We start from the raw sequence: 22,576 nt of genomic DNA on the forward strand, positions 1-22,576 counted from the left end.
GAAATGATCTGGGGCGATGGACGTCGAGAGACACGAGATCGGGAATGCGCCACTGAGCCACAGGGGAAACACAAAGAGGCACAAGTTGCATACCTCTGTGTCGATGCTTTTGTCCGGCCACCTTGGGACTCGGCACTGTTCCTTCGCGATCATGAGGTGAGCGCGATACGGCGCTCAATGCGAAGTCCCCTCCTCCCGACTGATCTTGTTCCAGACGTTGTATTTGCCGACCGGCTTGCTCATGGGGATGCGCTTCACTTCCTTGAAGGTGGCGGCGTCGTAGACGATCAAGGCGCCGTTTAGTTCCCAGAGGCTGGCCAGGGCGAAGCGGCCGTCTTTGGTGAACTCGATATGGGCCAAGGTTTTGCCGGGCTCGCGCACCTGGGCCACGACCTCAAGGCTTTGCTTGTCGATGATGGTCAAGGTGTCCTTCGCCTCCTTGCCGCCCATCATGGAGTCGGCCCAGGCATAGCGGCTCTTGGCATGGCTGCGCATGAAGAAGCCCGGGCCGGGCGTGGTGATCTCGCGCACCAGATCCCAGCTCTTGAGGTCGATCACGCTGATGCGCCCGTCTTTGAGGTTAGGGCTGGCCATCAGGCGGCGGCCCTTCCAGTCAAAGCTGATGCCGGAGCCGAGGTGGGGCATGCCGGCAATGGGCAGGCTGCTGACCTTGCGCCGGGCGTTCAGGTTGACCACCTGGCCCAGGGTGGATTTGCTGGCGCCGCCTGCTGCGTCAGCGCCCGGCCGGGCGGAGCCCAAGACATGGTTGTAGCTGTCGTCGAAGAAGAAGTCGTCCAGCGGCTCATCCAGTGGCGTGCGGCGCGCATTCAGGTAGCCGGGGCGGGCGATGGCCTCGCCCATGCGGTAGTCATGCACTAGGCCGTCATGGATCACCTCGACCTTGGGGTCGTAAGAGATCTCCCACAACTCGGCAATGTCCTTGAGCGCCACCACAAAGCTCTTACGCGGGGCGGCGTCGTAGACGGCGGAAACTCGTGAAACCTGCTTGCCGTCCATGCTCTTGGCCTCAAACTGCTTGACCAAGTTCAGGTCGGCATCGAACAGCACCACTTCTTGCGGCAGGTAGTTGGCCGCCATGACCCAGCGGCCATCGCTGCTGACGGCCACATTGCGCATATTCAGGCCGGCCCGCACTTCGGCCACTTGTTTGAGGTTCCAGAGGTCGTACTTGCTGATCCAGCCATCGCGAGAACCGAAGTAGACATAGCGGCCATCGGGCGTGAACTTAGGTCCACCGTGTAGGGCGTAGCGGCTGGGGAAGCGATGGATGGTCTCGAAACGGTCGCCATCCAGTAGGCTGATGTGGTGGTCACCGCCCTCCACCACCACGAAGAGGTTCATCGGGTCAGCTTTCCATTGCGGGCGGGCCGGCCATTGGCGGCTGTCCGCATCAAAGCTGCGCGAGCGGCGGATGTCGTCCGCAGCCCATTGCGGCGCAGGCAGCTGCGGCTGGTAGATATAGGCGGCCAAGGCCTGAATCTCGGCCTCGCTGAGCTGGGCGCCAAAGGCCGGCATCTGCGTGGCCGGGCGTCCCTCACGAATCAGCTTGATGGCCTCTGAGCGGCGCAGGCGCTCCAGGCTTTCCGGCAGCAGGGCCGGGCCCATCACGCCGAGGCGTTGCTCGCCGTGGCAGCTGGCGCATTGCTGCTGGTACAAGGCGCCGGCCTCCACAGTTTGCGCACGGGCAAAGTCCCAGGCCAGACCGAACAGGCCCAGCACCAAGGCGAGTTTGACGAGGGTCTTCAACTGTTCTGTGTTCATCATCATGCCCCCTCGCTGCTGTTGATGACTTCAACAGGCTGAATGTGGATGGGCTTGGCACTGCTGTTCCTGCTGCCGCTGCTGCGCTTTGCGCTGAAAGGCTTCACACTGCCATCACGCGGCCCCGATTGGCCGCTGAGCGCTTGCAGGCGCGCGCTGGCTTCGGCAGACAGGCCGATCTCGGCATCGTCCAGATAGCAGCCCGGGTCCTCGGCCCAGAGGTCGCCACTGGTTTGCTGGGCTCGCACCCGGGTGTTGCCCCCGCAGATGGCGAAGTGCTGGCATTCGGCGCAGCGGCCTTTGACCGGACGCGGCTTGGTCTTCAGGCCGTCCATCAGCGGGTCGCTGCGGTCTTGCCAGATGGCCGAGAAGGGGCGTTGGCGCACATTGCCCAGGCTGTAATGCCACCACATGGTGTCGGGATGCACCTCGCCCAGGTTGTCGATATTGGCTACACCCACGCCAGAGGCATTGCCGCCCCAGGCCACCAGGCGCTGGCGCAAGTCATCCGCCCATTGCGGCCAGCGTGCGCTGACCCAGGCCAGCAGATAGACGGCGTCGGCATCGTTATTGCCGGTGACGTACTCGCGCGGCTGCGGCGCGGCGGTGCTGACATCTTCCAGCGCATCGCGCCAGGCGTTTTCGAATAGCAGGTCCAGCGCGGCGCGCGTGGCTTTGAAGTGGGCATCCCGGCCGCGGTGGATATTGCCGCGCCCGGCGTAGTTGAGATGGGAAAAGTAAAACTTGTCGACCTGCTCCTCGCGCATCAGCTCCAGCAGGGCCGGAAAGTCTTGCTGATTCAAGTCGGTGAAGGTGTAGCGCAAGCCCGTTCTAACGCCCCGCGCACGCAGCAGGCGCAGCGCGCCCAGTGAAGCATCGAAGGCACCGTCTAGCCGGCGGAAGCGGTCATGTGTTTCGCGCAGGCCGTCGATGCTGATGCCCACGTAGTCGAAGTTCTGCTGCGCGATGCGCGCGGCCATGGCGGCATCGATCAAGGTGCCGTTGGTGGAGAGCGCGGTGTAGAAGCCCATGGCCTGGGCGCGCGAGGCGATCTCGAACAGGTCTGGCCGCAGCAAGGGCTCGCCGCCCGAGAGGATCAGCACCGGCACGCCGGCAAGTTTGAGGTCATCCATGACGGTGCAGACCTCGGCAAAGCTCAGCTCGCCGGGATAGTCATGGTCGGCAGACAAGGCGTAGCAATGCTTGCAGGTCAAATTGCAGCGCCGGGTCAAGTTCCAGATCATCACCGGGCCTCGGGCCTTGGCTGGATCCGCGGAAGCGGCGCGGTCGGCCTGCGCCTTGGCGCGCCCTTGCGGGCTGGGATAGTGGCCGTCTTGCTCGGCCCGCGCGACTTCGCGCAGGTATTGGCTGATACGCAACATGCTTTGGCCTTTCTTTTCTTTGAACTTATTCGGGCTTCAAGCGCAGGCCGGTCTTTTTGAGAATGGCGCTGCTGTAGAGGATGTCATTGGCCCGGCAAGCGCGGCCCAACAACTCGCGCAGCGCCCGGGCTTGCGCCTCGACCTCAGCGCGGCTGCGGCCATGCAGCATGGCAAACAGGTTGTAAGGCCAGTGCGGCAAGCGGCGCGGCCGGCGGTAGCAGTGGCTGACGCCCTCGAAGGCGGCGACCAGTGGGCCCAGGGTGTCGATCTGTGCATCGTCGATGTCCCACACCGTCATGCCGTTGGCCGTATAGCCCAGGCGGTAGTGATTGGGTACGGCGGCAATGCGGCGGATCAGGCCCGAGGCCTGCATCTGAGCCAATTCTTCGCACACCTGAGCCTCACTGATGCCCAGCATGGCGCCCAGCGCTTCGAAGGGGCGTTCAACCAAGGGCAGACCACTTTGCGTGGCCAGCATCAGGGCACGCTGCAGCGGGCTGAGCGCGGCTGCGGCTTGGCCTGAGGTGCTTTGCTGTGAGGCGGTATCAGTCATGGCCCTGCCCTTGCTGCTGTTCAAACCCGTCGTGATCCGACCAAGCGTGGGCGCGGGCCTCAAGGCGCAGGCCCACAAAGTACTCACGCTCTTTGGGAAAAGCCAGCACCTGCAAGCCCGTCAGGGACTCGATGTGCGCGCAGACGCCAGAGATTTCTTCCGGCGTTTCGGTGGCCAGCACAAACCACATATTCAGCGCATGGTCGCGGCGATAGTTGTGCGCGACTTCGGGAATGGCGTTGAGCTGTGCCGTCACCGCCTCGAATTGCGCCTCGGGCACTTGCATCGCCGCCAGCACAAAAAGACCACCGGCGCGTTCGATCTGAAACAGGGGGCCGATTCGGCTCAAGACGCCCTCGGACAAGAGCCGGCGCAGGCGCAGCAGAACCAAGGATTCGCTGCAGCCCAGCTCCTTGCCGATCTGCTCAAAGGGGCGCGGCTGCAGCGGTATGGACGTTTGCAGGCGGTTGATCAGCGCCGCGTCAAGGGCATCGAGTCTCGCCTCGTCTTGGCGCGGGAACTGCGGTGCTGAAGTGGTGTCGCCTCGTCTGGCGCTATGGCGCTCATGCATAGTGACCTGCCTCGGTTTGAATCGCTTTTACTGGCTGGCGAAAGTAGCTGGGCCCGCATTGTTTGAAGCGCCGCCGACTGAACAGCACGGCTTGCGGAAAAGCCTGTAAACCGGCAACTTCGCGCGCCTGACTCAGCCACTGCTGCACCTCTTCCCTAGCGCGCCCATGCACCATGCAATAGAGGTTGTAGGGCCATTGGTTCGCGCGAGAGCGGCGGTAGCACAGGGTGACGCCGGGCTGGCGTGCGAGCAGCGCGGCATGCGCATCCACCTGATCGTCGGGCACATCAAACACACACATGGCATTGGCTGCGAAGCCCAATTCGTGGTGCCGAACAATCACGCCAAAGCGCCGCAACACTCCATGATCCAACCAGGTTTGCAGGGTGCGCAAGACCCGCTGTTCGGGCCAGCCCACCGCTTCGGCCCAGGCCGCATACGGGCGGGGCAGCAAGGGCAGGCCTTGCTCAACACAAGCCGCCAGGCTGCGCTCTTCGGCTGCAACACGCCGGCCTTGGCTAGCGGGCGCCTGAGCCGTCGGCTGAGCGGCATGCAGATCGGAACCACGGGCCGCGCAATTCACGCCATGCGGGTCCTTGAGGTCGAAGCCCAGATTGATGCGATAGGCCCGCTCCATCGGCAGCCGCAGGATTTCAAGGCCGCATTGCTGTTCCAGTTCCGCCAGTTCCTGCGCCAGGCAGTCCATGTCCGGGCCGGTGATCACGAACCACAAATTGAAATAGTGTTCGCGTTCGTAGTTGTGGTTCACGCCGGGCATGGCGTTGACCCGCTGCGCCAGCGCCTCCAATTGCGCTGGCGGAACCGCCATGGCGCACAACAGGCCCGCCCCTGCCGCCCGCGCGCCCCAAATGCCGCCGATGCGCGAAAGGCTGCCTTGCTCGCACAAGCGCTGCAGGCGAGCCATCACCGCATCGCCATCACTGAGACCCAGCGCCTTGGCCAGTTCCGTAAAGGGTTCGGCGCAGATGGGAAAGCGCTGCTGCCAGCGGTTCAGCAACTCCTCATCTTGGGCGCTGGTGGGCAGGTGGGACATGGCGCTCAGAACCCGCTGCGCTGGGAGCGACTGGTGAAGAAGATGCCGCTCGGCGCCACGGCCTTGAGCGTCGCTTGGCGCGCGAAGCTGCGGGTGTCCAGCACGTTGACGGCGTTATCGTCACGGGTCGAAATCCAGACCGACTCACCGCGAGGAGTGAACTCCATATGCAGCACCGCCTTGCCGGGACTCAGAGTTTGAATGACCTGCCGGCTCTGGGTATCGATCACCTGGACCTGGTTGTAGTCGGGCACCGCGAAGTTCACCCAGACCTGGCGCCCGTCCGGCCGGGCCATCACGAAGACCGGCTGCCCGGCCACCGGGATACGGCCCAGCTCCTGCCAGCTGTCAATGTCCACCACCAGCACCTCGTGCCGGCCGATGGCCGGTAGATAGGCCTGCCGGCCGGCAATGGCCCAGCCGCGCAAGTGCGGCATCTTGAACACCGGCAAAGGCTCCTGGCCACGGCCATAGCCGGCCAAGATGCGCTCGGCCTTGGGCTCCGCGGCCCAGAGGTCGATCTTGACCAGCCCGTCTTCCCCGAAGAGGCCGGCGATGTAGTAGCGGCCATCCGGTGTGATGAGGGCGTCATAGGGCTGCCGACCAACGTTCTTGAACTTCTGCACCTGCGGCGCCTGGCCTGCGGCCACGCCGGAGAGATCGGCGATCCAGATCTCATTGGCATCGAACAAGGCGTACATGAAACGCTGGCCCGGCAGTTCAACCAGGCCCACGACGCGGGACAGCTTGCCGGGCTCGTACTCCGCCGGTATATCGGCCACCAGGCGCAGCGTCTGGCTGTCAAACACCCGGATGCCGCCCGGCTGATAGTTCTGGGCGGCCACCAGGCTGCCATCCTGAGAAATGGCTCCGCCAATCGAATTGCCGCTTTGCTGGATTCGGCCCACCAAGCTGCGGCTGGGCAAATGCACTTTGCTGAGCGCGCCATCGCGCCCAAAAACAAAGGCGTAGGCGCCGTCGCGGGAGTAGACCAGGGAGGCATGCGACAAGTCGCCCAGCCCCTTGATAGCCCCCAGCACCTCACGGCGGCTGGTGTTGACCACCTGCAAGCTGCCACTGGCGCGTTCAACCACCAGGCCAAGATCGCCGGTGCCGACAGCAAGCGGTGTTGGCGGCGGTGGCGCGGGAGGCGTGGCGACACAGGCGGCGAGCGGGACGCACAGGCTGAGCAAGGCGAACACGCGGGCGCCTGCGAACTTGATGCGACGGGCGCGATGGACAGACATGAATGAGGAAATGGAGACGAAGTTCATGGCCTGTGCTCTTGCGAAGCAAGCTCCTGTTTTGGCGCTGGGGGCAGCTGCATATAGGCCGCCAGCCAATCGGCTTCTGCCGCAGTGATCATGCTTTTCCAGGCGGGCATGGGCGTTCCCGGCCTGCCGTGGTAAATCGTGGCGGCAATAGCAGCCTGCGGCAGCTGCTGCATGGCCTCGGCGTGAATGGCAGGCCCCAGGCCACCGGTCAGACGCAGACCGTGGCAGGAGCCGCAATCATGCGCAAGCATGCGCCGCAGCTGTTGCTGGCGGGCCGGGCTGGGTTGGCTGTCAGCAAGCACCGGACTTGTTGGCGCAGGCTGCGCCGCCACGCCGGGGCTTACGAATCCGTAGAGCAACACAGTTAGCAGCAGCAGGTCATTGCGATTCAACATGCCGCCATGCTCCCCTGCGAGGCATCAACTGTCCTTGAACTGCATCAAGGACGAAGAGAAGCCACGCTCTCCACAATCAGGCCATGCACCGCAAACAAGGTGTCAGCGCCGGAGCCCCAAAAAATGAGTCCACGTATCGAGCCCCGCCACTTCTCCCGCCCCAGCAACAGCCCGACTTGGGCGCAAGTGACCTTGGTCGGCGCCGGCCCCGGCGACGCCGAACTGTTGACCCTTAAGGCCGCGCGGGCGCTGGCTGAGGCGGAGTTGGTGCTCTACGACAATTTGGTGTCGGCCGAGGTGATGGCCCTGGTCAATCCCGCCGCGGAGACGATCTTCGTCGGCAAGAAGTGCGGGCTACACGCCCTGAGCCAGGAAGGCATCATTGAACTGATGATCAAGCTAGTGCGCGGCGGACGCCGCGTGCTGCGACTCAAAGGGGGGGACCCCTATATCTTCGGCCGCGGTGGCGAAGAGGCCGAGGCCCTGGCTGCGGCAGGCATTCAGTTTGAAACCGTGCCCGGCATCAGCGCCGCACAAGCGGCCGGCGCGGCAGCAGGCATTCCACTGACGCATCGCTCACATGCCGGCACCCTGATCTATGCCACCGGTCATCTTCGCGCCGCCAAGGACACAGATGATGCGGACTCTGAAGCCCTGCCCCTGGACTGGCCCATGCTGGCCCGCCCCCATCAAACGGTGGTGATCTATATGGGGCTGAACAGCCTGCCCCTGATCAGCCGCCAACTGATTCTGCATGGCTTGCCTGCCGATACCCCGGCCGCGCTGGTTGAGAACGCCAGCCTGCCGCAGCAGCGCTGCATCCGCGGCAGCTTGGCCGAGCTGCCAGAGTTGGCCCGCAGCCACGCCCTGAAGTCCCCTACTCTGCTGATGATTGGCGAGGTGACCGCCATGCATGAGAGGCTCAGCCCTGCGATGCACCAAGCTGATGCCCAGCTGCCATCGGGGCTGAAGAAAGCGGCCGCAATGGTCACAGCCGGCTCGCCGGAGCGTCACTGCAAGGTGTAGCTGGCCAACTCGCGGGGCTGCAAGATGTGGATGTCGCGCCGCGAGATTTGAATCAAGCCTTCGTCCTCTAACTCCCGTAGCACTCGGGAGAAGTACTCTGGCGTCAGGCTCAGGCGCGAGGCGATCGTGGCCTTGCTGACCGGCAGCGACACGGTATGGGGCCGGGCCGGTGCGCAGCTCTCGTCTGATTGCCCCTTCAGTAAGAAGCCCACCACTCTTTGCAGACCACTGTGCAGGCAATAGCTTTCCACGTCATGCAGCAAATTCTGGATGCGCTGTGAGGCCTGGGCCAATAAGCGCAGCGAGAAATTGGGGTCCCGGCCAATCTGCGCGACCAAGGCGGCCTTCGGAATGCGCAGCAAGAGCGAATCACTGAGTGACAGCGCGCTGAAGCCGTGGCGCTGGTCATTGAAGATGGCGGACTCCCCCAGGCTTTGGCCCGGGCCGATCAGCTCCAGCACCTTTTCGCTGCCATTGGCGGCCAGGGCGAAGACTTTGATGCGGCCGGTGATGACGATGTGCAGGCTGTCACAGATGTCCCCGGCGCTGAACAGATTGCGGCAGCGGGGAACACGCACCAAGCTGCAGCCATGATCGACGATGCGGGCAAGGTCATCATCATTGATCCCGCGGAAAAGTGGCTGCACGGCGATGTAACGCGTTATCTCAAGCGGTACGTGATTCGAAGGGCTGCTCATGGGTTTGACCTCGTTGCGGGGCGAAAGGAAGAAGGCGCTGCGAGCGCGATTCTGTTCGGCTGCAAATCGGTCAACTTGACGTGCGTCAAGTCATTGTGGGCAGTAGTTCTTCAGAACTATCCACCCTAGTTCTAGCGAACGATGGGCAATGGTTTCGAAGCTACCGCCATCAAACCCCGGTGTAGTTCGCTAGGGCTGAGGCATCGCGGATGCGGATGTCGCGGCGGTCCACCTCGATCAGCCCGGCGGCCTCAAGCTCATGCAGCACGCGCGAAAAATACTCCGGGGTAAGGCTGAGCCGGGAGGCGATGGTCGCCTTGCTCACCGGCAGTGACACGGTGATGACTTCGCCATTCACACAGTCTTCCGCCACTTGATCCCGCAGCAAATAGCCGATCACGCGCTGCACACCGCTATGCAGGGCATAGGCCTGCACGTCATGCACGAGGCCATGCAAGCGGCGCGAAATACCCGCCAGCATGCGCAAGGCAAAGCGGCTGTCTTGCTCGATTTCAGTCAGCACGGCCTGCTTGGACACGGACAAAAGCAGGCTGTCAGTCAAGGCTTGAGCATTGATGATGTAGGGCTTGCCGGTGAACATCAGCGCCTCGGCAAAGCTGTGGCCGGGGCCCACCAACTCGATCACCTTCTCCTGCCCGGACGGCGAGATGGCGAAGAGCTTGACCTGCCCGGTCACCGTCACATGAAACTCTTCGCAGGGCTGTCCGACCCGAAAAATGGTGTCGCCCCGCGCCAGGCGGCGCAAGCTGCAGCCCGTTGCCAGGCGGGCCAGTTCGGCTGCACTCAAATCCGTGAATAGGGGCAGCACCGAGAGGTAGCGGGGTAAATCAAATGCGCGCATATCCATGGCGGGTCTCCCTAGTGATGGCGGCGTGTGCAGAGACTGCATTGTCGAGAGCGCCCAAAATCCCGGCCTTGATATTGCTTAAGTCTGCGGCGAGGAGCCAAGCAAAGTGACAGCCACGCAGTGGCGCCGCCGCTTTGCCTTTTGCTCGCTCAGCGGGTCAGTTGCCCGTAGATGCCCGCCAGCCGTATGGGCAGCTCGCTCGGGCGCACCACGCGGGCCCAACCTTGGCGCCCGAAGATGTGCGGCAGATAGTCAGGAGCCTCGGCGTCGATGCTCAGGCAAAAGGGCTGCAAACCGGCGCGGCGGGCTTCCAGCACGGCTTCGCGGGTGTCCTCGACGCCCCAGCGGCCCTCGTACACATCCAGGTCATTGGGCTTGCCATCGGTCAACAGCAAAAGCAGGCGCTGCCGCTCCGGCCTTTGCTGCAGGCGCTTGGTGGCCAGGCGAATGGCCGCGCCCATACGGGTGTAGTAGCCCGGCTTGATGGCGGCAAGCCTAGCTGTCACCGGGCCCGACCAGTTCTCCTCAAAGCTCTTCAAATGCTGAATGCGGATCTGGCTGCGCCGCACCGAGCTGAAGCCCAGCATCGAGAACGGGTCACCGCAGGCTTGCAAGGCCTCTCCGAAAACGAACAAGGCATCCCGAATCACCTCGATCACCCGCGCATCGTTATTCGCATAGGCATCGGTAGACAGGGACAGATCGGCCAGCAGCAGCGTGGCCAGGCTGCGCTCGCCCCGCTGCCGGCGGGCGTAGACCTGCGGGTCAGGCCCGCCGCCAGACTGAACGGAGGCCAGATGGCGCACCCAGGCGTCGAGATCCAAGGCTTCACCTTCGCTGCAGCCGCGTTGCCATTTGGGGGCTGCGCGCAAGAGCTCCAGGCGCCGCCTGACCTGGCGCGCGGTTCGGCGCAGCGCGGGGCTGGGGCGCAAGGGGCTGGCACCGGGTCGCGTCACCAGGGTTTGAACCTGGCAATGGCCGGGCAAGAGGCGCTGGCGCTTCCAGTCCCATTCAGGCAGCAATTCGCCTTCGCCCAGCGGCAGGTCGTCCGCGCTGGCGCTTGGCAGGTCCAGATCGAACTTGACCCGCGCGGCGCCGGCGACACCGTCGCGCGACAGGGTGAGTTGCTCCATGTCGTCGGCGGCCGCTTGTGCTTGCTCGTCGTCGGGCTCATCATCCTGACCTCGATCCAAGGGAATGTGCTCGCTCCAGCTTTGCAGCGACTCGGTTTTGGAAGGCAGCAAGAGCGGCGCGCGCTCGCTCGCGGGCTTGGCTTGCCGGGTGCGCCGGCGCTTTTTGGTCAGCGCAAGCTCGGCATCGTCGGGTTGAGGTGGCGCGCCATTGCCAGCTCTAGGCTGACGGATTTCTTGTTTGCCCCCCGCGCCTGCCGCAAGCTCGGGTGGCAAGGCCTGCAGCCACAGCCATACGGGCGCGAGACGGGGTGCCTGGGCATGCCATTCGAACTCGTCCAGCGAGGTCGCCTCAGCCGGGTCTTCATCCGCCAGCAGAAAGGCTTGCAGCCGCTGTTCGGCGGCCTGATCCGGCGCGGGCAATTTCAGCGCGTCGGCACGGCGTTGCGCCAGATGGGCTGACCTCAAACGCTCCCACCGTGGTCGCAAACCCGGGCAGCGCTGCAAGGCCAGGCGCGTGGCGACGAGATTGTCTGCCGCCCACCGGCCGCTGGGCACGAAGGCAGCGGCCAGAGCAGCCAGCCAAAGATAGAGGTCGCGGTTGAGTGCGCTGTCGGCAAACAAGGCAATGCGTGGCGGCAAGGCCAGGGTCTCTTCGTCCAAGCGGGGCAATGCGGCGCGCACGCCACTGCCCGCCAGACGTTGCAGCCAGGTGCGCGGGCCGCCAATGCGCATATCAGCGGCCGGCACGATGCGCGTGCCAGGCGCACCGCCCGCAGCGCGGTAGAGCAAAGCCACCGCGCCACTGACCTCCGTGAGGGCAATGGCGGCTGAAGCAAAACTGCGATCCGCAGCGCCGTTAATGAAGCGATGCCAGCGTTCGCCTACCCACTCTTCCATGACTAGCTTTCTTGCTGAATTTGATTCGAAGAATGGGCGTCAATGCCATGATCGGCCGCGCCTTCAGGAGGCGGGCGGTCCCCGCCTGTGCGCAGCTTGTGTTGCTGCTGTTGCTGGTGCTGTCGCAAGGTTTCACGCAGCGCATCGGCGCCCACCTTCCACTCCAGCTGCGGCTGCACGAGCTGGGGCTGATGATCTTTGGATTCGGCACACTGGTCCAGACAACGGCCGCACTGCACGCAGGAAAACATCTGCCGCTTGATCTGACGTGGCCGCAGGCGCATGGGGCAGACGCGGTCGCAGGCGCTGCCTTCGGGCGCCCGGGCAGTGCTGCACTGGCGGCAATCGCTGGCCCGTTCGCGCTTGTACGAAACCACCAAGGCACGCGGATTGGCCATCCAGGCCAGGCTTTGAAACAGACCCACGGCGCAGCCGAAGCGGCAAAACAGATGGCGGGCAAACAGCAACTCCAGCGTGAACACGAGGCTGCCGATCACGATGAAGCGGGTCTGGTTTGGCGTCAGGCTGCCACTCAGCAGCCCGGCCCAGATCTGCCCCGGTGGCAGCAGATAGGTCAGCAAGGTGATGGCCCAAAGAAAGCCGAAGAGCGCGCAGCTGATGGCGAACACCGGCCACCAGCGCCGCTGCGTCTGCTCGCCGACCCGCAGGCTGGCTTGCTCGTCCCAGAGGCTGAACTTGCCACACGCCTTGTGCAGCAATGCGTTGAGCCCCTCAACCAGCGAGAAGTGCGGGCAGAGCCAGCCGCAGTAAAGCCGCCCCCAGCGCCAGGCCACGCCAAGAAACAGCAGCACCACCAGCAGCGCGGGCAAGATGCCACGAACAATCAAGTTGAGTGCAGCGGTATTGGCCGAAACTTGGCCATGCGCCAGCCCGTCTATCCCTAAGCTCCAGCGCATGCCCAGCACCCAGAGCTGTGTCTCGTTCAAATCGAAACGCAGCAGATCAAGCCCGGGCGCCAGCAAGAACAAAGCGAAGAAGGCCAACTGGGTGGTGCGGCGCCGCCGCTGCAGACGCCGGCTGTGTTCGGAGGCCGCAGCGCTAGCCTCAGTCAATGTTTCAGCCATCGCCGATCACCGCACGCAGCACCTCGTGCAGGGCGGCGCCGGTGTCGGCATCATCGGTCAGTGCATCAACGATGGCCGCTCGGCAGCTGACCAGCAAAGGCAGACCGGCCACATGCAGGCGCGCCGCCATCACCAGCAAACGGGTGCTGGCGGTTTCCTCCAGATCCTGCTCGGTCAAGCGGCGCAAGGCTTGAGCCAAACGCACCAGCTGCGCCGCCACTGCCGGCGTGCAAGCACTCTCGGTGGCGACGATGCTTTGCTCCACCGCCGGCACCGGATAGTCCAGGCCCAGGGCCACAAAGCGCTGCCTGGTGCTGGGCTTTAAGCCTTTGAGCAGGTTTTGGTAGCCGGGGTTGTAGCTGATTACCAGCATGAAGCCAGGTGCTGCGGCCAGCATTTCGCCGGTGCGTTCAATCGGCAGCACACGCCGGTCGTCGGCCAGTGGGTGCAGCACCACGGTGGTGTCCTTGCGGGCCTCCACCACTTCATCCAGATAGCAGATGGCGCCCTCGCGCACGGCGCGGGTGAGCGGCCCGTCGAGCCAGCGCGTGTCGCCGCCCTGGATCAGATGCCGCCCCACGAGGTCGGCGGCGCTGAGATCGTCATGGCAGCTGACCGTGATCAGCGGCCGGCCCAGGCGCGCCGCCATATGCTCAACCAAACGGGTCTTGCCGCAGCCGGTGGGGCCCTTGATCAACAAGGGCAGCCGGCTGGCGTGGGCATGCTCGAACAGGCGGCATTCCTCGCCCTGCTCGGCATAGAACGGCGGCTCGCCCAAGGCATCCAGCTGCCGTGCACTGTGCATTTCCATCAGACCGCCTGGCTTAAGGCAGCTGCCGGCATCTCTTCCTCAGCCGTACCAGCGCCGACGAAGAAGCTGCTCAGATAGGTCAGCAAGCCGATCAGGAAGCCAACGCCGCCCGACATGCGCAGCCAATAGAAGAAGCGCAGCTGGTCTTGGGTGGCCATGAAGCCCATGGCACCTTCGCTGGGCATGCGCTGCAGCCAAACTTGCAGAATGCCCGCGCCCGTCAGGGCCAGCACCATCACGCCCATACCGATGGTCATGATCCAGAAGCTCCACATCTCCACGCTTTGGGCGCGGCGCGAGTTGGCTTCACGGCCACGCAGCAAGGGCATGGCATAACTGATCATCGCAATGACCACCAGCACATAGGCGCCATAGAAAGCCAGGTGGCCGTGGGCCGCAGTGAGCTGGCTGCCGTGGGTGTAGTAGTTGACCGGGCTCAGGGTATGGATAAAGCCCCACAGGCCAGCGCCCAGGAAGCCCATCACGGCGCAGCCCACGGCCCACAGCAAGGCGGCTTGATTCGGATGTTCACGACGGCGGCGCTGCACCATATTGAAGGCGAACAAGGTCATCATGAAGAAGGGAATGGGCTCCAACGCACTGAAGATGCTGCCCACCCACAGCCAGTAGCCCGGCAGGCCGATGAAGAAGAAGTGGTGGCCGGTGCCCAGGATGCCGGTGACCAAGGCCATGGTGATGATCAGGTACAGCCATTTGTCGATGACCTCACGGTCCACGCCGGTGGTCTTGATCAAGACGAAGGCTAGCAATGCGCCCAGGATCAACTCCCAAGTCCCTTCCACCCAGAGGTGAACGACGAACCACCAGTACATCTTGTCGCGCACCAGATTGTCCGGATTGACGAAGCTGAACAAGAACATCAGGGCCAGGCCCCACAAGCCCATCAGCAGCACCAGGGTGATAGCGGTCTTGCGGCCCTTCAGCACCGTCATGCTGATATTGAACAAGAAAGCCAGCGCCACCACCACAATGCCGAGCTTGGTAGGCAAGGGTTGCTCCAGAAACTCGCGCCCCATAGTGGCCAGCAAGTTGTTGCCCGTCATTTCAGCCAGTGAGGCGTAAGGCACCAGCAGATAGCCAAGGATGGTGAGCGCACCGGCGGCCAGGAAGATCCAGAACAGGATCTTGGCCAAAAGTGGGCTGAAGAGTTCGGTCTCTGCCTCCTCTGGAACCAGAAAGTAGGCACTCCCCATGAATCCCATCAAGAGCCACACAATCAGCAGATTGGTGTGCACCATGCGGGCAATATTGAAAGGAATGGCCGGGAACATCAGGTCCCCGATCAGGTATTGCAGTCCCAGCGCGAGGCCAAAGATGATCTGGCCAACAAACAGCGCCAAGGCGCCGATGAAGTAAAGCTTGGCAACCGCCTGCGACTGGTATTTGAGGGTGATGGGTTTCATAGTGTCTTCTCCTCAGCCTTCCACATTCGGTGGCCACTTCTCAGTGTTGACGCCATTGGTCCATTTGAGGAACTCGACCATGTCGTCGAGCTGCTGATCGTTCAGATGGAAATTGGGCATCTGGCGGCGCCCCGGCACGCCGGTGGGCTGGGCCTTGATCCAGGCCTTGATGAACTCGGGGCCGCGCCGCGTGTAGACATTGCCCAACTCGGGCGCGAAATAGGCACCCTCCCCCAGCAAGGTGTGGCAGCCGATGCAGTTATTGGCTTCCCAAATATGCTTGCCGCGCACCACGGCCGGCGTGATCGCCGCCGCGTTGGAACGCTGGGGGATGCGTTGTTCGGTGTCGAAAATCAGCGCGGCGAATAGCAGCACGAAGAAGACCGTGCCGCCATAAAAGATATTGCGCGCCATCTGGCTGGTGAAGCCTCGGCTCATGGTGATCCTCGATATTGAGTGGAGATGCAGCAAGACTAGGGATATGTGGGCGCCAGTTCCTTGAACAGGAATAAGGAAATCCGCTCCACTTGCTGCAGCACCACAGTTACCGGCCTGAGATTGCCCGCCACCGATTGCCCACCACCGATTGCCGGCAGCGTCAGGCTCAATGGTCGAGATGTGTGCCTGAGTCCAGCCGCCTCAGCAACTCAGGGCTGATCTCACTCGCGCGCAACAAGCGCCCACCTCGCTCGCGCGTGAAGCGCTGTGCTGCAGCCGCATCGGCAAAGGCCGGCAAGTTGCCGGCGCGCATCGGCCCGGTGGCCGTCGAGCCCTGCACATAGACGGCTGCGGTCGCCGCCAGCCAAGCGCCGCTGCTCGCATCGCTCACATAGCTTGCGGCGATCTGAGAGGCATCACGCCCGCGTGTGTAGCGCGCCACGTTTTGCAAGTAGATGAATAGCGACAGCGGTGAGTCGAAGAACTGCGCGTCGCCGTTGTCGAAGATCACTTGAGCCGCCCAGCGTGCTGACTCGCGCGAGCGTGCCGGGTACATGCCGCAAACGGGGCAGCGCGCGTCAGCCGGCACCGGGCGCGGCGCCAGCAAGGCAAGGCCGGAGGCTGGGTCATAAGGCGTGGGTGGCGCCACGACGCAAACCTCTGCCCTCGGATCCAGCTTGGGGCTTGCCCCACTGCCTGGCAGCAATTGCAAGCTGCCGGCCAAGGCGATGCCCAAGAACACCGCCCAGAGCAATCGACTCAGGCGACCGAGGGGACCGTGCAAGGGGACGGAAACGGGCAACATGACCGCCGCTCCCTACATCTTGCTGTCGTGCAAGGCGCCGCCACTCAGGTCGACCATATCGCGCGTGATCTCGGCAAAGCGCAGTGGCTTACCGCCCCACTTGGCGGCGAAGGCCTTGGCATCGGCCTCCTTGGCGAAGGAAGCGATGGTGGGGCCCATCGAGCCCTGGCGGGTGCTGCCCAGCACATAGATCGCGCTCTTGGCATCGATCCAGAAGCCACGCGGCTGATCCCAGTCGGCGCTGCCCATGTCCTGCACATAGACGGCCTTGATGGCCCTGACCTGCTCTGGCGCCAGCAAGGTGTTGAGAAGCTCGACGGTGTCACAGAAGAAGCTCGGCGCAGCTTGCCCGGCGTAATGGATCTGCGCCTTAGGACCGGGGTAGTCGGCCAGCAGCATACCGTCCAGTTCACAGGCACTGCTGGCATCGATCTCAGCCGCAGCCACGGCCTGGGCTTCGTCCGAACGGCCGCAGGCGCCGAGGCCCAGCGCAACGACCGCGCACAGCACGGCAGTACGCAGCGCCGATGTTGATGATTTGAAATTGCGCCTATTCATTTGAACCTCCAGCGAGCCAGTAGCAAGGGCACGACGATCCAGCCGCCCATCACCAGACCCATCAGCCATGGCTTGGCCAGGGCCGGCGGCACGATGCTGGTCAGGCCATAGAGGGTGCGCATATCGTCGAGCGAAAAGATGTTGAGGATGCGGAACACATCGGCCGGGTTGAGCAGCAGCAGATAGGCCAAGGCCTCGCCGCCGAACTCGCCACTGCTGGCCACCAGGGCGCCGAGCAGTAGCAGGTCAAACACCAGCACAAAGAAGAACCACAAGGCGATGGCCAGGCCCGAGGCGCGGGTGCGCTCGCGGCTGAGCACCGACAAGAGCACCGCCAGGCTCAGAAAGGCCAAGCCCAAGAGCGTGCTGCTGAACATAAAGCCCAGGTAATGGAACAGACCGGGCCAGCCAAACTGTTGATACAGCAGCGCCGCCACCAGGGCGAAGCCGCCCAGCGTGGATAGCGTCAAGGCGGCCGCCAGGCCCAGGTATTTGCCCAGCAGCAACTCCAGCTTGGTGATCGGCAGGGCCAAGAGCAGATCCAGCGAGCCGCGTTCGCGTTCCCCAACGATGGCGTCAAAGCCCAGCAGCAGGGCGATCAAGGGGATCAGATAGATCACCAGGCTGACCAGGCTGGCGATGATGAACTCGATCGAGCGCGGGCCGACTTGGCCACTGCTGGCGCCGCCGAAATAGGTGATCACCAGCGAGAAGGCGGTGAACACCAACGCCACCGCCAGCACCCAGCGGTTGCGCATGCGGTCGCGGAATTCCTTGCCTGCGAGGGTGAAGATTTGACTCAGTTCCATGTTCAACGGCCTCCCGCCACAGCAACACCCACCGCAGCTTCATTCGACGACTGGCCAACGCCGAAGAACACATCCTCCAGCGAACTCTCATGGAGGCTCAAGTCGAGCAGGCGTGAGCCCAAGGTGCCGACCACGCCCAGCACGGCCATCTTGGACTCGCGTGGGCAGGTCAGGCTGAGCCCCTGCGGCGTGCTGCAGCAGGCCAGGCCCTCACTGCCATCAACCCATAAGCGCCCAAGCTCCTGGCGCACCAGCACCGCATCGACCTCGCTCAAGCCCAGTTCGATGCGCAGCGGCGCGCGCTGCTGTTCGCGCAGCTCTTGCACGGTGCCCAGCGCCTGGATGCGGCCGGCCGCCATGATGGCCAGTCGGTCAACGCGCTCCTGCAATTCGGCCAGGATGTGCGAGGTGATCAGGACCGTCACACCCTTGGCTTTCAAGTCTTGCAGCACGCTGTAGAAGTCGCGAATCGCCTGCGGATCCAGGCCATTGGTCGGCTCGTCCAGAAACAGCACGCGCGGTTCGCCCAGCAGCGCTTGTGCAAAGCCGAGCCTTTGCCGCATGCCCTTGGAGTACTCACGCAAGGGCCGCGTGCCGGCATGCGCCAGGCCCACCCGCTCGAGCGTTGGCGCGCATTGCTGCAGATCGGCGCCCTTCAGCTTGGCGAAGAAGCGCAGCGTCTCGAGGCCGCTGAGGTTGTCATACAGCACCACGTTCTCGGGCAGATAGCCCAGGCGACGGCGGGTGGCGCGAAAGCCGCTGCCGCACACCGAACCCCCGTCGATCAGGATCTCACCGCCGCTCAGCGGCGTGAGCCCCAACATCATCTTGAACAAGGTGCTCTTGCCGGCGCCGTTGTGGCCGATCAGACCGAAGATTTCGCCGGCTTCAACCCGCAGGTCAACGCCGTCCACCGCGTGGATAGCGCCGAAATGCTTGCTGACGCCGCGCACCTCGATGGCTGGCGCTGCGCTGCCCGCGGAGGGGCTGACCTTATTGGCCGGGATAGTGCTTGTCACGCCATTCACTCCATTGCTTGTTGCCGGGCTGCATGCGCGGGGCCGGGTCGACCACGCTGGGCACACGCAGCACCGGAAATTGTTGGCCGACCAGACGCAGCGCCTGCACGGCAGGGCTGGCCAGCAGCAGCTTGACGCTCGGATGGCGCCAGCTCAGGCGATCCACCATGTCGTTCGCCTCATAGGGCACATCACCGACGCCATCGCCATTGCGGTCCCAGCCGAGGTAATTGCTCCAATGGTTACCAAAGGACTTTTTATCCTTGCCGCGCCAGACCTCATCGCGTGCGCCGACGTAACGCACCTGCTCCCGGTTGGCGATGAAGTCATTGCCTTCCACCACATTGCGGGTCGAACCGGCGGACAGGTGCACGCCGACCTGGTTGTCGACCACCAAATTGCCCTTCAGCGTCGCGTACTCGACGTCGTAGATGAAGAAGCCGCGAGCGTTGCCGGCAATGATGTTGTTCTCGATCACCGAATCCTGCAGCGTTCGCAGCATGATGCCGTGGTCGCTATTGCCCCAGGTCCGGTTGCCGCGAACCACTTGGTTGCGCACCTCCATCAGGGCCAGGCCGCCACGGTTGTAATAGCTCTCGTTGTCCTCCCACAGGTTGTAGTAGGAGTTCATATAGTGGCTGCCGTAGCGGCTGTGGTGCAGCTTATTGCTCTTGAAGATGGCGTTGTGGCTCACGTCCACATAGAGCGCATCGCGGACGAAGCCGATGTTGTTGCCGATGATGCGGGCGCCATCGGTGTTGTAGAGCTGGATGCCGTTGCCGCGCTGTGAGCTGTTCAGCTCGCGCTTGCCGGTGATGAGGTTGTGTTCCACCCGCACCCCATTGGCCTTCTCAATCCACAGGCCAAACAGGTTGTAGGCCAGATCGCAGTGCTGCACCAGCGCCCGGTGCGCTCCGGGGCGGATGTAGATGCCGGCGTTCTGATCCTTCAGGCTGCTGCCGGAGTCGCGCACGATCAGGCCTTCGATAGTCACGCCGGCGGCGGTGACGCGCACGGTATCGCCCGTGAAGGCGCCGCTCAGCGTCGGTCGATGGATGCCGCGCAGCGTCAGCGGCTTGTCGATCAGGAAGTTGCCCACATAGAGGCCGCGTTCGATCTCCAGCACATCGCCGGGCGCGGCGGCAGCAATCGCCTCTTGCAGCGACTGGCCGGGCTTGACCCGCAGCGTGGCGGCTTGCGCGCAGCCCATATGCGCGAGCAGAGCCAGCAGTACCAAGAACAGAAGGGAGATAGCTCTCATGCCAGCATCAGGCCGCTTGCCTTCAGCGCCAGGAACAAAGCCGCGCCGATCAGCAGATTCTTGAAACCGACATAGCTGAGCATGTCCATCACCGAGGCGCGGCGGTAGTGGCCCTGCCACCAGGGGCCGTCTTTGACGTAGCGCTTGCCCGCCAGACGGATCAAGACCTCGTAGACGCTCCAGCCAAACCACCAAGCAATGATCGCACTTTGGGATAAGCGCCCGCTGCCGGCCAGCACCCAGGCCAGCGTGGCGGCCAGGGCCAGCGAGAAGCCGGCGATCTGCAGTGCCTTCTGGCTCTTCCAACTGTCCTTGTGCCAAGGCCAGAGGTGGTCGAACAACTCCGCCCAGATCCACTTCAAGCCCTGTGCATCGGCCTTGTGCGCCGGCGCTACCGGGTCGGTGGGCATGCGCGGGTCCGGCCCCAGGGCCACCTTCTCGCTCATGGCATTCGGCTGAATGGGCTGGATGGGAATGAAATAGCCATCGCGGCCAATCGGGGTGATCAGCAGGCCGTCGCGCTCGCGGCGCTTGCGCTCCTTGGCCAGGGGTGGGCAACCCTTGGTGTCGGTGTACAGAATCATGCAGTCCAGGCAGTGCAGGCATTCGCGGTGGTCGATGCGGCCGGCCGCATCAATCGCCAGCGAGCCGCAACCGACTGCGCATGCCTTGCAGCTATTGCAGTCCTGCTTGCGCTTCAGACCGAACCAGCGGAAGGTGCTGGGCATGGCCAGGGCCGCGCCGAGCGGGCAGATGTATTTGCAGTACGGCCGCTCGATGAACAGCGAGAGTCCCAGCAGCGTGGCGACGAAGAGACCATAAGGCCAGGCCCGGTTCGTGATGCCGACCAGAAAGGTGGTCTTGAACGGTTCAACCTCGGCCAGTTTTTCGGCCAGGCCCATCGAGAACATCGAGATCACCAGCAGGCCGAAGAAGATCGCGTACTTGAGCCACTTCAGCCGGTGGTGCCAAGCGTGCGGCAGATGGCCCTGGAAGCGCTTCAGCCCGATCTTCTCGCCGACCTTGTAGATCGCCTCGGACAGTGAGCCAAACGGGCACATCCAGCCGCAGAAGAGGCCGCGACCGAACAAGAAGACGGTGACGATGATGAAAATCCAGAACACGAAGATGAAGGGGTCGGACAGGAACAGCGACCAAGTCCACTGGAACAGCAGCGAATGGAACCAGGTCAGCACCTGGGTGATCGAGGGCTGCGCCATCGCGCCAAAGCCGACAAAGACGATGCTCAAGCCCCAAGCCGTGTACTTGAAGGCGTTGACCGGCCACTTGTTCTTGTGGGTGGAAAGACGCGTCAGCTTTTCGCGCAAGGCATAGACCACGGTCACGCCGAGCAGCAGGGCGATGAACAAGCCGATCTCGACCGCGCGTGTCTTCCAGACGCGTACCCAGGGGGCGTCGGCCTCCACTACAACCGGGCGGCCCCCCTCCAGCAACTCGGCCGCCAGCCAATATTTGCTGTCGAAGTTGGCAAAGCTGCGCGCGCCGGTGGCCCGGTCTACCCGGTTGCCCAGGAGGGCCAATTGCCAGGGATAGGCGGCAGAGAAGGCTTTGGAGCGAATGATGAAGATGGCTGATTCGTTGAATTCCGGCGCGCCAGCGGCTTCCAGGCCGTAGAGGTTCAGATAATCCAGATCACGGAAGGTGAAAGAATCGGCGCCTTGTTTGACCTGCACTCGGTCGTAAATGCCTCCGCGCACAAAGCCCGAGCCCTTGAAGGATTCGATGCCGGCCGTGCGGATGATGAAGAAGGCATGTTCACTCTCCTTCATGCGCGAACGCAGATTGGCCCAGTTGCTGGCACCCATCAGGCTGGCGCCGATGGCGGGGTGGTTCAAGTCGCCAAACCAGAGTTCGACAAAAGGCTCGGGGCCGCGCGGCAGTCCGACCTGCTCGGGGCTGACCCGCAGGCGCTGCACGGCGCCGAGCTTGACCAGCTGCGCCCAGTCGAAGCGCCGCTCGGTCTGGGCGTAACGGGCCGGATCACGCACCGTCGGCGCCAAGATGCCAACCTGCTTGGCCACCGCCTGGCCCGAGGCCATCAAGACCTGGTTCTGGGCGATCACCGTAACTGTGGCGCCGGAGATCGCGTCAACGCCGAGCACGTTTTCGTCCGGACGGGTTTGGCCGACCTCGATCTTGTCGGCCACCGACTTGCCGAGATATTGATCATTGAATTTCAGCAGCGCCGATTCCGGGATGCCCAGCAGCAGAATCGGCTCCGAATGCTTCAGCACCTTGATGCCGACGAAGTGGCCCGTCAGGTCCATGCCGATCAGAGTGACCACCGGCTTGCCGGAATAGGCCGGGGTGTCGGTGATGTCGGTGGACAGCATCACATAACCGAGCAACTTGTCGGCCTCGCCCAGCGCCTTCACATAGGGCGGCGAGCCGAGCCGCTCGGAGAAGCTCTTGGCACCAGGGAAGACATCCTGACACGGCAACAAGGCGCACATATCCTTGGCCGTGGCCAACTCGGCCGGCAGCGCGGCCTCATAGGCTCCCGTTCCTGTTGGAGCGGCTTGTGCGGCTTGCGCCCCCAGGGTCAGCCCCAGAAAAAATGCGGCCAAATGGAGGAAGCTCCTCCAGTTGGCCGCCAATCCTTGGCGATGCGTTTTCATCTACTCTTCCTGTCGGCTGGACGAGCGCCGCATGGCGCTCGTCCTCAATGTGGCGGCGGGGCTCGAGTCCGCTCGCCACCGGGGGCTGTTGCTA

General features: G+C 63.6%; 22 protein-coding genes. 1 reads left to right on the top strand and 21 read right to left on the bottom strand.

The annotated features are described in order from the left end of the window. Positions 1–174: 174 nt before the first annotated feature. The 7 genes from AABB87_RS20005 to AABB87_RS20035 are packed head-to-tail and all read right to left on the bottom strand — an operon-like array spanning position 175 to position 7,011. Entirely contained in the window at positions 175–1,782 is a 1,608-nt protein-coding gene (locus tag AABB87_RS20005) for a cytochrome D1 domain-containing protein (RefSeq protein ID WP_445944893.1), read from the bottom strand. Between the two features lie 2 nt (positions 1,783–1,784). Then, a complete protein-coding gene (nirJ, locus tag AABB87_RS20010) occupies positions 1,785–3,164 on the bottom strand; it encodes a heme d1 biosynthesis radical SAM protein NirJ (protein ID WP_341973054.1) in 1,380 nt (459 codons plus the stop codon). A 25-nt stretch (positions 3,165–3,189) separates the two neighbouring features. Beyond that, positions 3,190–3,717, bottom strand: a complete 528-nt coding sequence (gene ahbB / locus AABB87_RS20015) for a siroheme decarboxylase subunit beta (RefSeq protein WP_445944892.1) — start codon at positions 3,715–3,717, stop codon at positions 3,190–3,192. Then, a complete protein-coding gene (locus AABB87_RS20020; RefSeq protein WP_341973056.1) occupies positions 3,710–4,288 on the bottom strand; it encodes an Lrp/AsnC family transcriptional regulator in 579 nt (192 codons plus the stop codon). Before AABB87_RS20020 ends, ahbB (AABB87_RS20015) begins: the two co-directional genes overlap by 8 nt. Next, a complete protein-coding gene (gene ahbB / locus AABB87_RS20025; RefSeq protein WP_341973058.1) occupies positions 4,281–5,342 on the bottom strand; it encodes a siroheme decarboxylase subunit beta in 1,062 nt (353 codons plus the stop codon). Before ahbB (AABB87_RS20025) ends, AABB87_RS20020 begins: the two co-directional genes overlap by 8 nt. 5 nt (positions 5,343–5,347) lie before the next feature. Continuing rightward, entirely contained in the window at positions 5,348–6,589 is a 1,242-nt protein-coding gene (locus tag AABB87_RS20030; RefSeq protein WP_445944894.1) for a cytochrome D1 domain-containing protein, read from the bottom strand. A 23-nt stretch (positions 6,590–6,612) separates the two neighbouring features. Beyond that, positions 6,613–7,011: a c-type cytochrome gene (locus tag AABB87_RS20035; protein ID WP_341973060.1), complete on the bottom strand. Its 399-nt coding sequence runs from the start codon at positions 7,009–7,011 to the stop codon at positions 6,613–6,615. Between the two features lie 123 nt (positions 7,012–7,134). On the opposite strand from AABB87_RS20035, the gene cobA reads away from it, so the two are divergent. Then, positions 7,135–8,037, top strand: a complete 903-nt coding sequence (gene cobA / locus AABB87_RS20040; RefSeq protein ID WP_341973062.1) for a uroporphyrinogen-III C-methyltransferase — start codon at positions 7,135–7,137, stop codon at positions 8,035–8,037. On the opposite strand, the gene AABB87_RS20045 is transcribed toward cobA, so the two are convergent. The 14 genes from AABB87_RS20045 to AABB87_RS20110 all read right to left on the bottom strand — a co-directional run bounded on the left by AABB87_RS20045 (position 8,022) and on the right by AABB87_RS20110 (position 22,482). After that, entirely contained in the window at positions 8,022–8,735 is a 714-nt protein-coding gene (locus tag AABB87_RS20045; protein ID WP_058719682.1) for a Crp/Fnr family transcriptional regulator, read from the bottom strand. The two genes, cobA and AABB87_RS20045, sit on opposite strands and share 16 nt — an antisense overlap. A 169-nt stretch (positions 8,736–8,904) precedes the next feature. After that, a complete protein-coding gene (locus AABB87_RS20050) occupies positions 8,905–9,603 on the bottom strand; it encodes a Crp/Fnr family transcriptional regulator (RefSeq protein ID WP_058719683.1) in 699 nt (232 codons plus the stop codon). Positions 9,604–9,752: 149 nt separating this feature from the next. Continuing rightward, positions 9,753–11,633 carry a nitric oxide reductase activation protein NorD gene (locus AABB87_RS20055; protein ID WP_341973064.1) on the bottom strand — a complete coding sequence of 627 codons (1,881 nt, stop codon included), beginning with the start codon at positions 11,631–11,633 and terminating at the stop codon, positions 9,753–9,755. 2 nt (positions 11,634–11,635) lie between these two features. Continuing rightward, a complete protein-coding gene (locus AABB87_RS20060) occupies positions 11,636–12,718 on the bottom strand; it encodes a 4Fe-4S binding protein (RefSeq protein WP_341973066.1) in 1,083 nt (360 codons plus the stop codon). Continuing rightward, the gene (locus AABB87_RS20065) at positions 12,711–13,529 is read right to left on the bottom strand and encodes a CbbQ/NirQ/NorQ/GpvN family protein (protein WP_341973068.1); all 819 of its coding nucleotides are present in this window, start codon (positions 13,527–13,529) and stop codon (positions 12,711–12,713) included. Before AABB87_RS20065 ends, AABB87_RS20060 begins: the two co-directional genes overlap by 8 nt. Beyond that, positions 13,529–14,953 (bottom strand): cbb3-type cytochrome c oxidase subunit I, encoded by a 1,425-nt coding sequence (locus AABB87_RS20070; RefSeq protein WP_058719686.1) that lies wholly within the window; start codon positions 14,951–14,953, stop codon positions 13,529–13,531. The genes AABB87_RS20065 and AABB87_RS20070 overlap by 1 nt, the downstream gene beginning before the upstream one ends. Positions 14,954–14,965: 12 nt before the next feature. Next, positions 14,966–15,391: a c-type cytochrome gene (locus tag AABB87_RS20075; RefSeq protein ID WP_058719687.1), complete on the bottom strand. Its 426-nt coding sequence runs from the start codon at positions 15,389–15,391 to the stop codon at positions 14,966–14,968. 35 nt (positions 15,392–15,426) lie between these two features. Beyond that, positions 15,427–15,561 carry a hypothetical protein gene (locus AABB87_RS20080; RefSeq protein WP_341973071.1) on the bottom strand — a complete coding sequence of 45 codons (135 nt, stop codon included), beginning with the start codon at positions 15,559–15,561 and terminating at the stop codon, positions 15,427–15,429. Next, positions 15,558–16,196: a nitrous oxide reductase accessory protein NosL gene (locus AABB87_RS20085; RefSeq protein ID WP_341973072.1), complete on the bottom strand. Its 639-nt coding sequence runs from the start codon at positions 16,194–16,196 to the stop codon at positions 15,558–15,560. Before AABB87_RS20085 ends, AABB87_RS20080 begins: the two co-directional genes overlap by 4 nt. Positions 16,197–16,208: 12 nt before the next feature. Then, the gene (locus AABB87_RS20090) at positions 16,209–16,754 is read right to left on the bottom strand and encodes a nitrous oxide reductase accessory protein NosL (RefSeq protein ID WP_341973074.1); all 546 of its coding nucleotides are present in this window, start codon (positions 16,752–16,754) and stop codon (positions 16,209–16,211) included. Then, positions 16,751–17,563, bottom strand: coding sequence for an ABC transporter permease (locus AABB87_RS20095; RefSeq protein ID WP_058719689.1), 813 nt, complete (start codon positions 17,561–17,563; stop codon positions 16,751–16,753). Before AABB87_RS20095 ends, AABB87_RS20090 begins: the two co-directional genes overlap by 4 nt. Positions 17,564–17,565: 2 nt before the next feature. Beyond that, positions 17,566–18,582 carry an ABC transporter ATP-binding protein gene (locus AABB87_RS20100; RefSeq protein ID WP_341973075.1) on the bottom strand — a complete coding sequence of 339 codons (1,017 nt, stop codon included), beginning with the start codon at positions 18,580–18,582 and terminating at the stop codon, positions 17,566–17,568. Further along, a complete protein-coding gene (locus AABB87_RS20105) occupies positions 18,557–19,843 on the bottom strand; it encodes a nitrous oxide reductase family maturation protein NosD (RefSeq protein WP_341973076.1) in 1,287 nt (428 codons plus the stop codon). Before AABB87_RS20105 ends, AABB87_RS20100 begins: the two co-directional genes overlap by 26 nt. Continuing rightward, complete coding sequence (locus AABB87_RS20110; RefSeq protein WP_341973077.1) at positions 19,840–22,482, bottom strand: 4Fe-4S binding protein; 2,643 nt, start codon at positions 22,480–22,482, stop codon at positions 19,840–19,842. Before AABB87_RS20110 ends, AABB87_RS20105 begins: the two co-directional genes overlap by 4 nt. Positions 22,483–22,576 lie beyond the last annotated feature (94 nt).

Origin of the sequence: Roseateles sp. PN1 (assembly GCF_038419725.1) — a bacterium.
In the GTDB taxonomy this organism is placed as follows: Bacteria; Pseudomonadota; Gammaproteobacteria; order Burkholderiales; family Burkholderiaceae_C; genus Paucibacter_A.

Coding starts and splice junctions, on each gene's coding strand:
- AABB87_RS20005 (WP_445944893.1), bottom strand. CDS start 1,782: ATGAACACAGAACAGTTGAAGACCCTCGTCAAACTCGCCTTGGTGCTG.
- nirJ (WP_341973054.1), bottom strand. CDS start 3,164: ATGTTGCGTATCAGCCAATACCTGCGCGAAGTCGCGCGGGCCGAGCAA.
- ahbB (WP_445944892.1), bottom strand. CDS start 3,717: ATGACTGATACCGCCTCACAGCAAAGCACCTCAGGCCAAGCCGCAGCC.
- AABB87_RS20020 (WP_341973056.1), bottom strand. CDS start 4,288: ATGCATGAGCGCCATAGCGCCAGACGAGGCGACACCACTTCAGCACCG.
- ahbB (WP_341973058.1), bottom strand. CDS start 5,342: ATGTCCCACCTGCCCACCAGCGCCCAAGATGAGGAGTTGCTGAACCGC.
- AABB87_RS20030 (WP_445944894.1), bottom strand. CDS start 6,589: ATGTCTGTCCATCGCGCCCGTCGCATCAAGTTCGCAGGCGCCCGCGTG.
- AABB87_RS20035 (WP_341973060.1), bottom strand. CDS start 7,011: ATGTTGAATCGCAATGACCTGCTGCTGCTAACTGTGTTGCTCTACGGA.
- cobA (WP_341973062.1), top strand. CDS start 7,135: ATGAGTCCACGTATCGAGCCCCGCCACTTCTCCCGCCCCAGCAACAGC.
- AABB87_RS20045 (WP_058719682.1), bottom strand. CDS start 8,735: ATGAGCAGCCCTTCGAATCACGTACCGCTTGAGATAACGCGTTACATC.
- AABB87_RS20050 (WP_058719683.1), bottom strand. CDS start 9,603: ATGGATATGCGCGCATTTGATTTACCCCGCTACCTCTCGGTGCTGCCC.
- AABB87_RS20055 (WP_341973064.1), bottom strand. CDS start 11,633: ATGGAAGAGTGGGTAGGCGAACGCTGGCATCGCTTCATTAACGGCGCT.
- AABB87_RS20060 (WP_341973066.1), bottom strand. CDS start 12,718: ATGGCTGAAACATTGACTGAGGCTAGCGCTGCGGCCTCCGAACACAGC.
- AABB87_RS20065 (WP_341973068.1), bottom strand. CDS start 13,529: ATGGAAATGCACAGTGCACGGCAGCTGGATGCCTTGGGCGAGCCGCCG.
- AABB87_RS20070 (WP_058719686.1), bottom strand. CDS start 14,953: ATGAAACCCATCACCCTCAAATACCAGTCGCAGGCGGTTGCCAAGCTT.
- AABB87_RS20075 (WP_058719687.1), bottom strand. CDS start 15,391: ATGAGCCGAGGCTTCACCAGCCAGATGGCGCGCAATATCTTTTATGGC.
- AABB87_RS20085 (WP_341973072.1), bottom strand. CDS start 16,196: ATGTTGCCCGTTTCCGTCCCCTTGCACGGTCCCCTCGGTCGCCTGAGT.
- AABB87_RS20090 (WP_341973074.1), bottom strand. CDS start 16,754: ATGAATAGGCGCAATTTCAAATCATCAACATCGGCGCTGCGTACTGCC.
- AABB87_RS20095 (WP_058719689.1), bottom strand. CDS start 17,563: ATGGAACTGAGTCAAATCTTCACCCTCGCAGGCAAGGAATTCCGCGAC.
- AABB87_RS20105 (WP_341973076.1), bottom strand. CDS start 19,843: ATGAGAGCTATCTCCCTTCTGTTCTTGGTACTGCTGGCTCTGCTCGCG.
- AABB87_RS20110 (WP_341973077.1), bottom strand. CDS start 22,482: ATGAAAACGCATCGCCAAGGATTGGCGGCCAACTGGAGGAGCTTCCTC.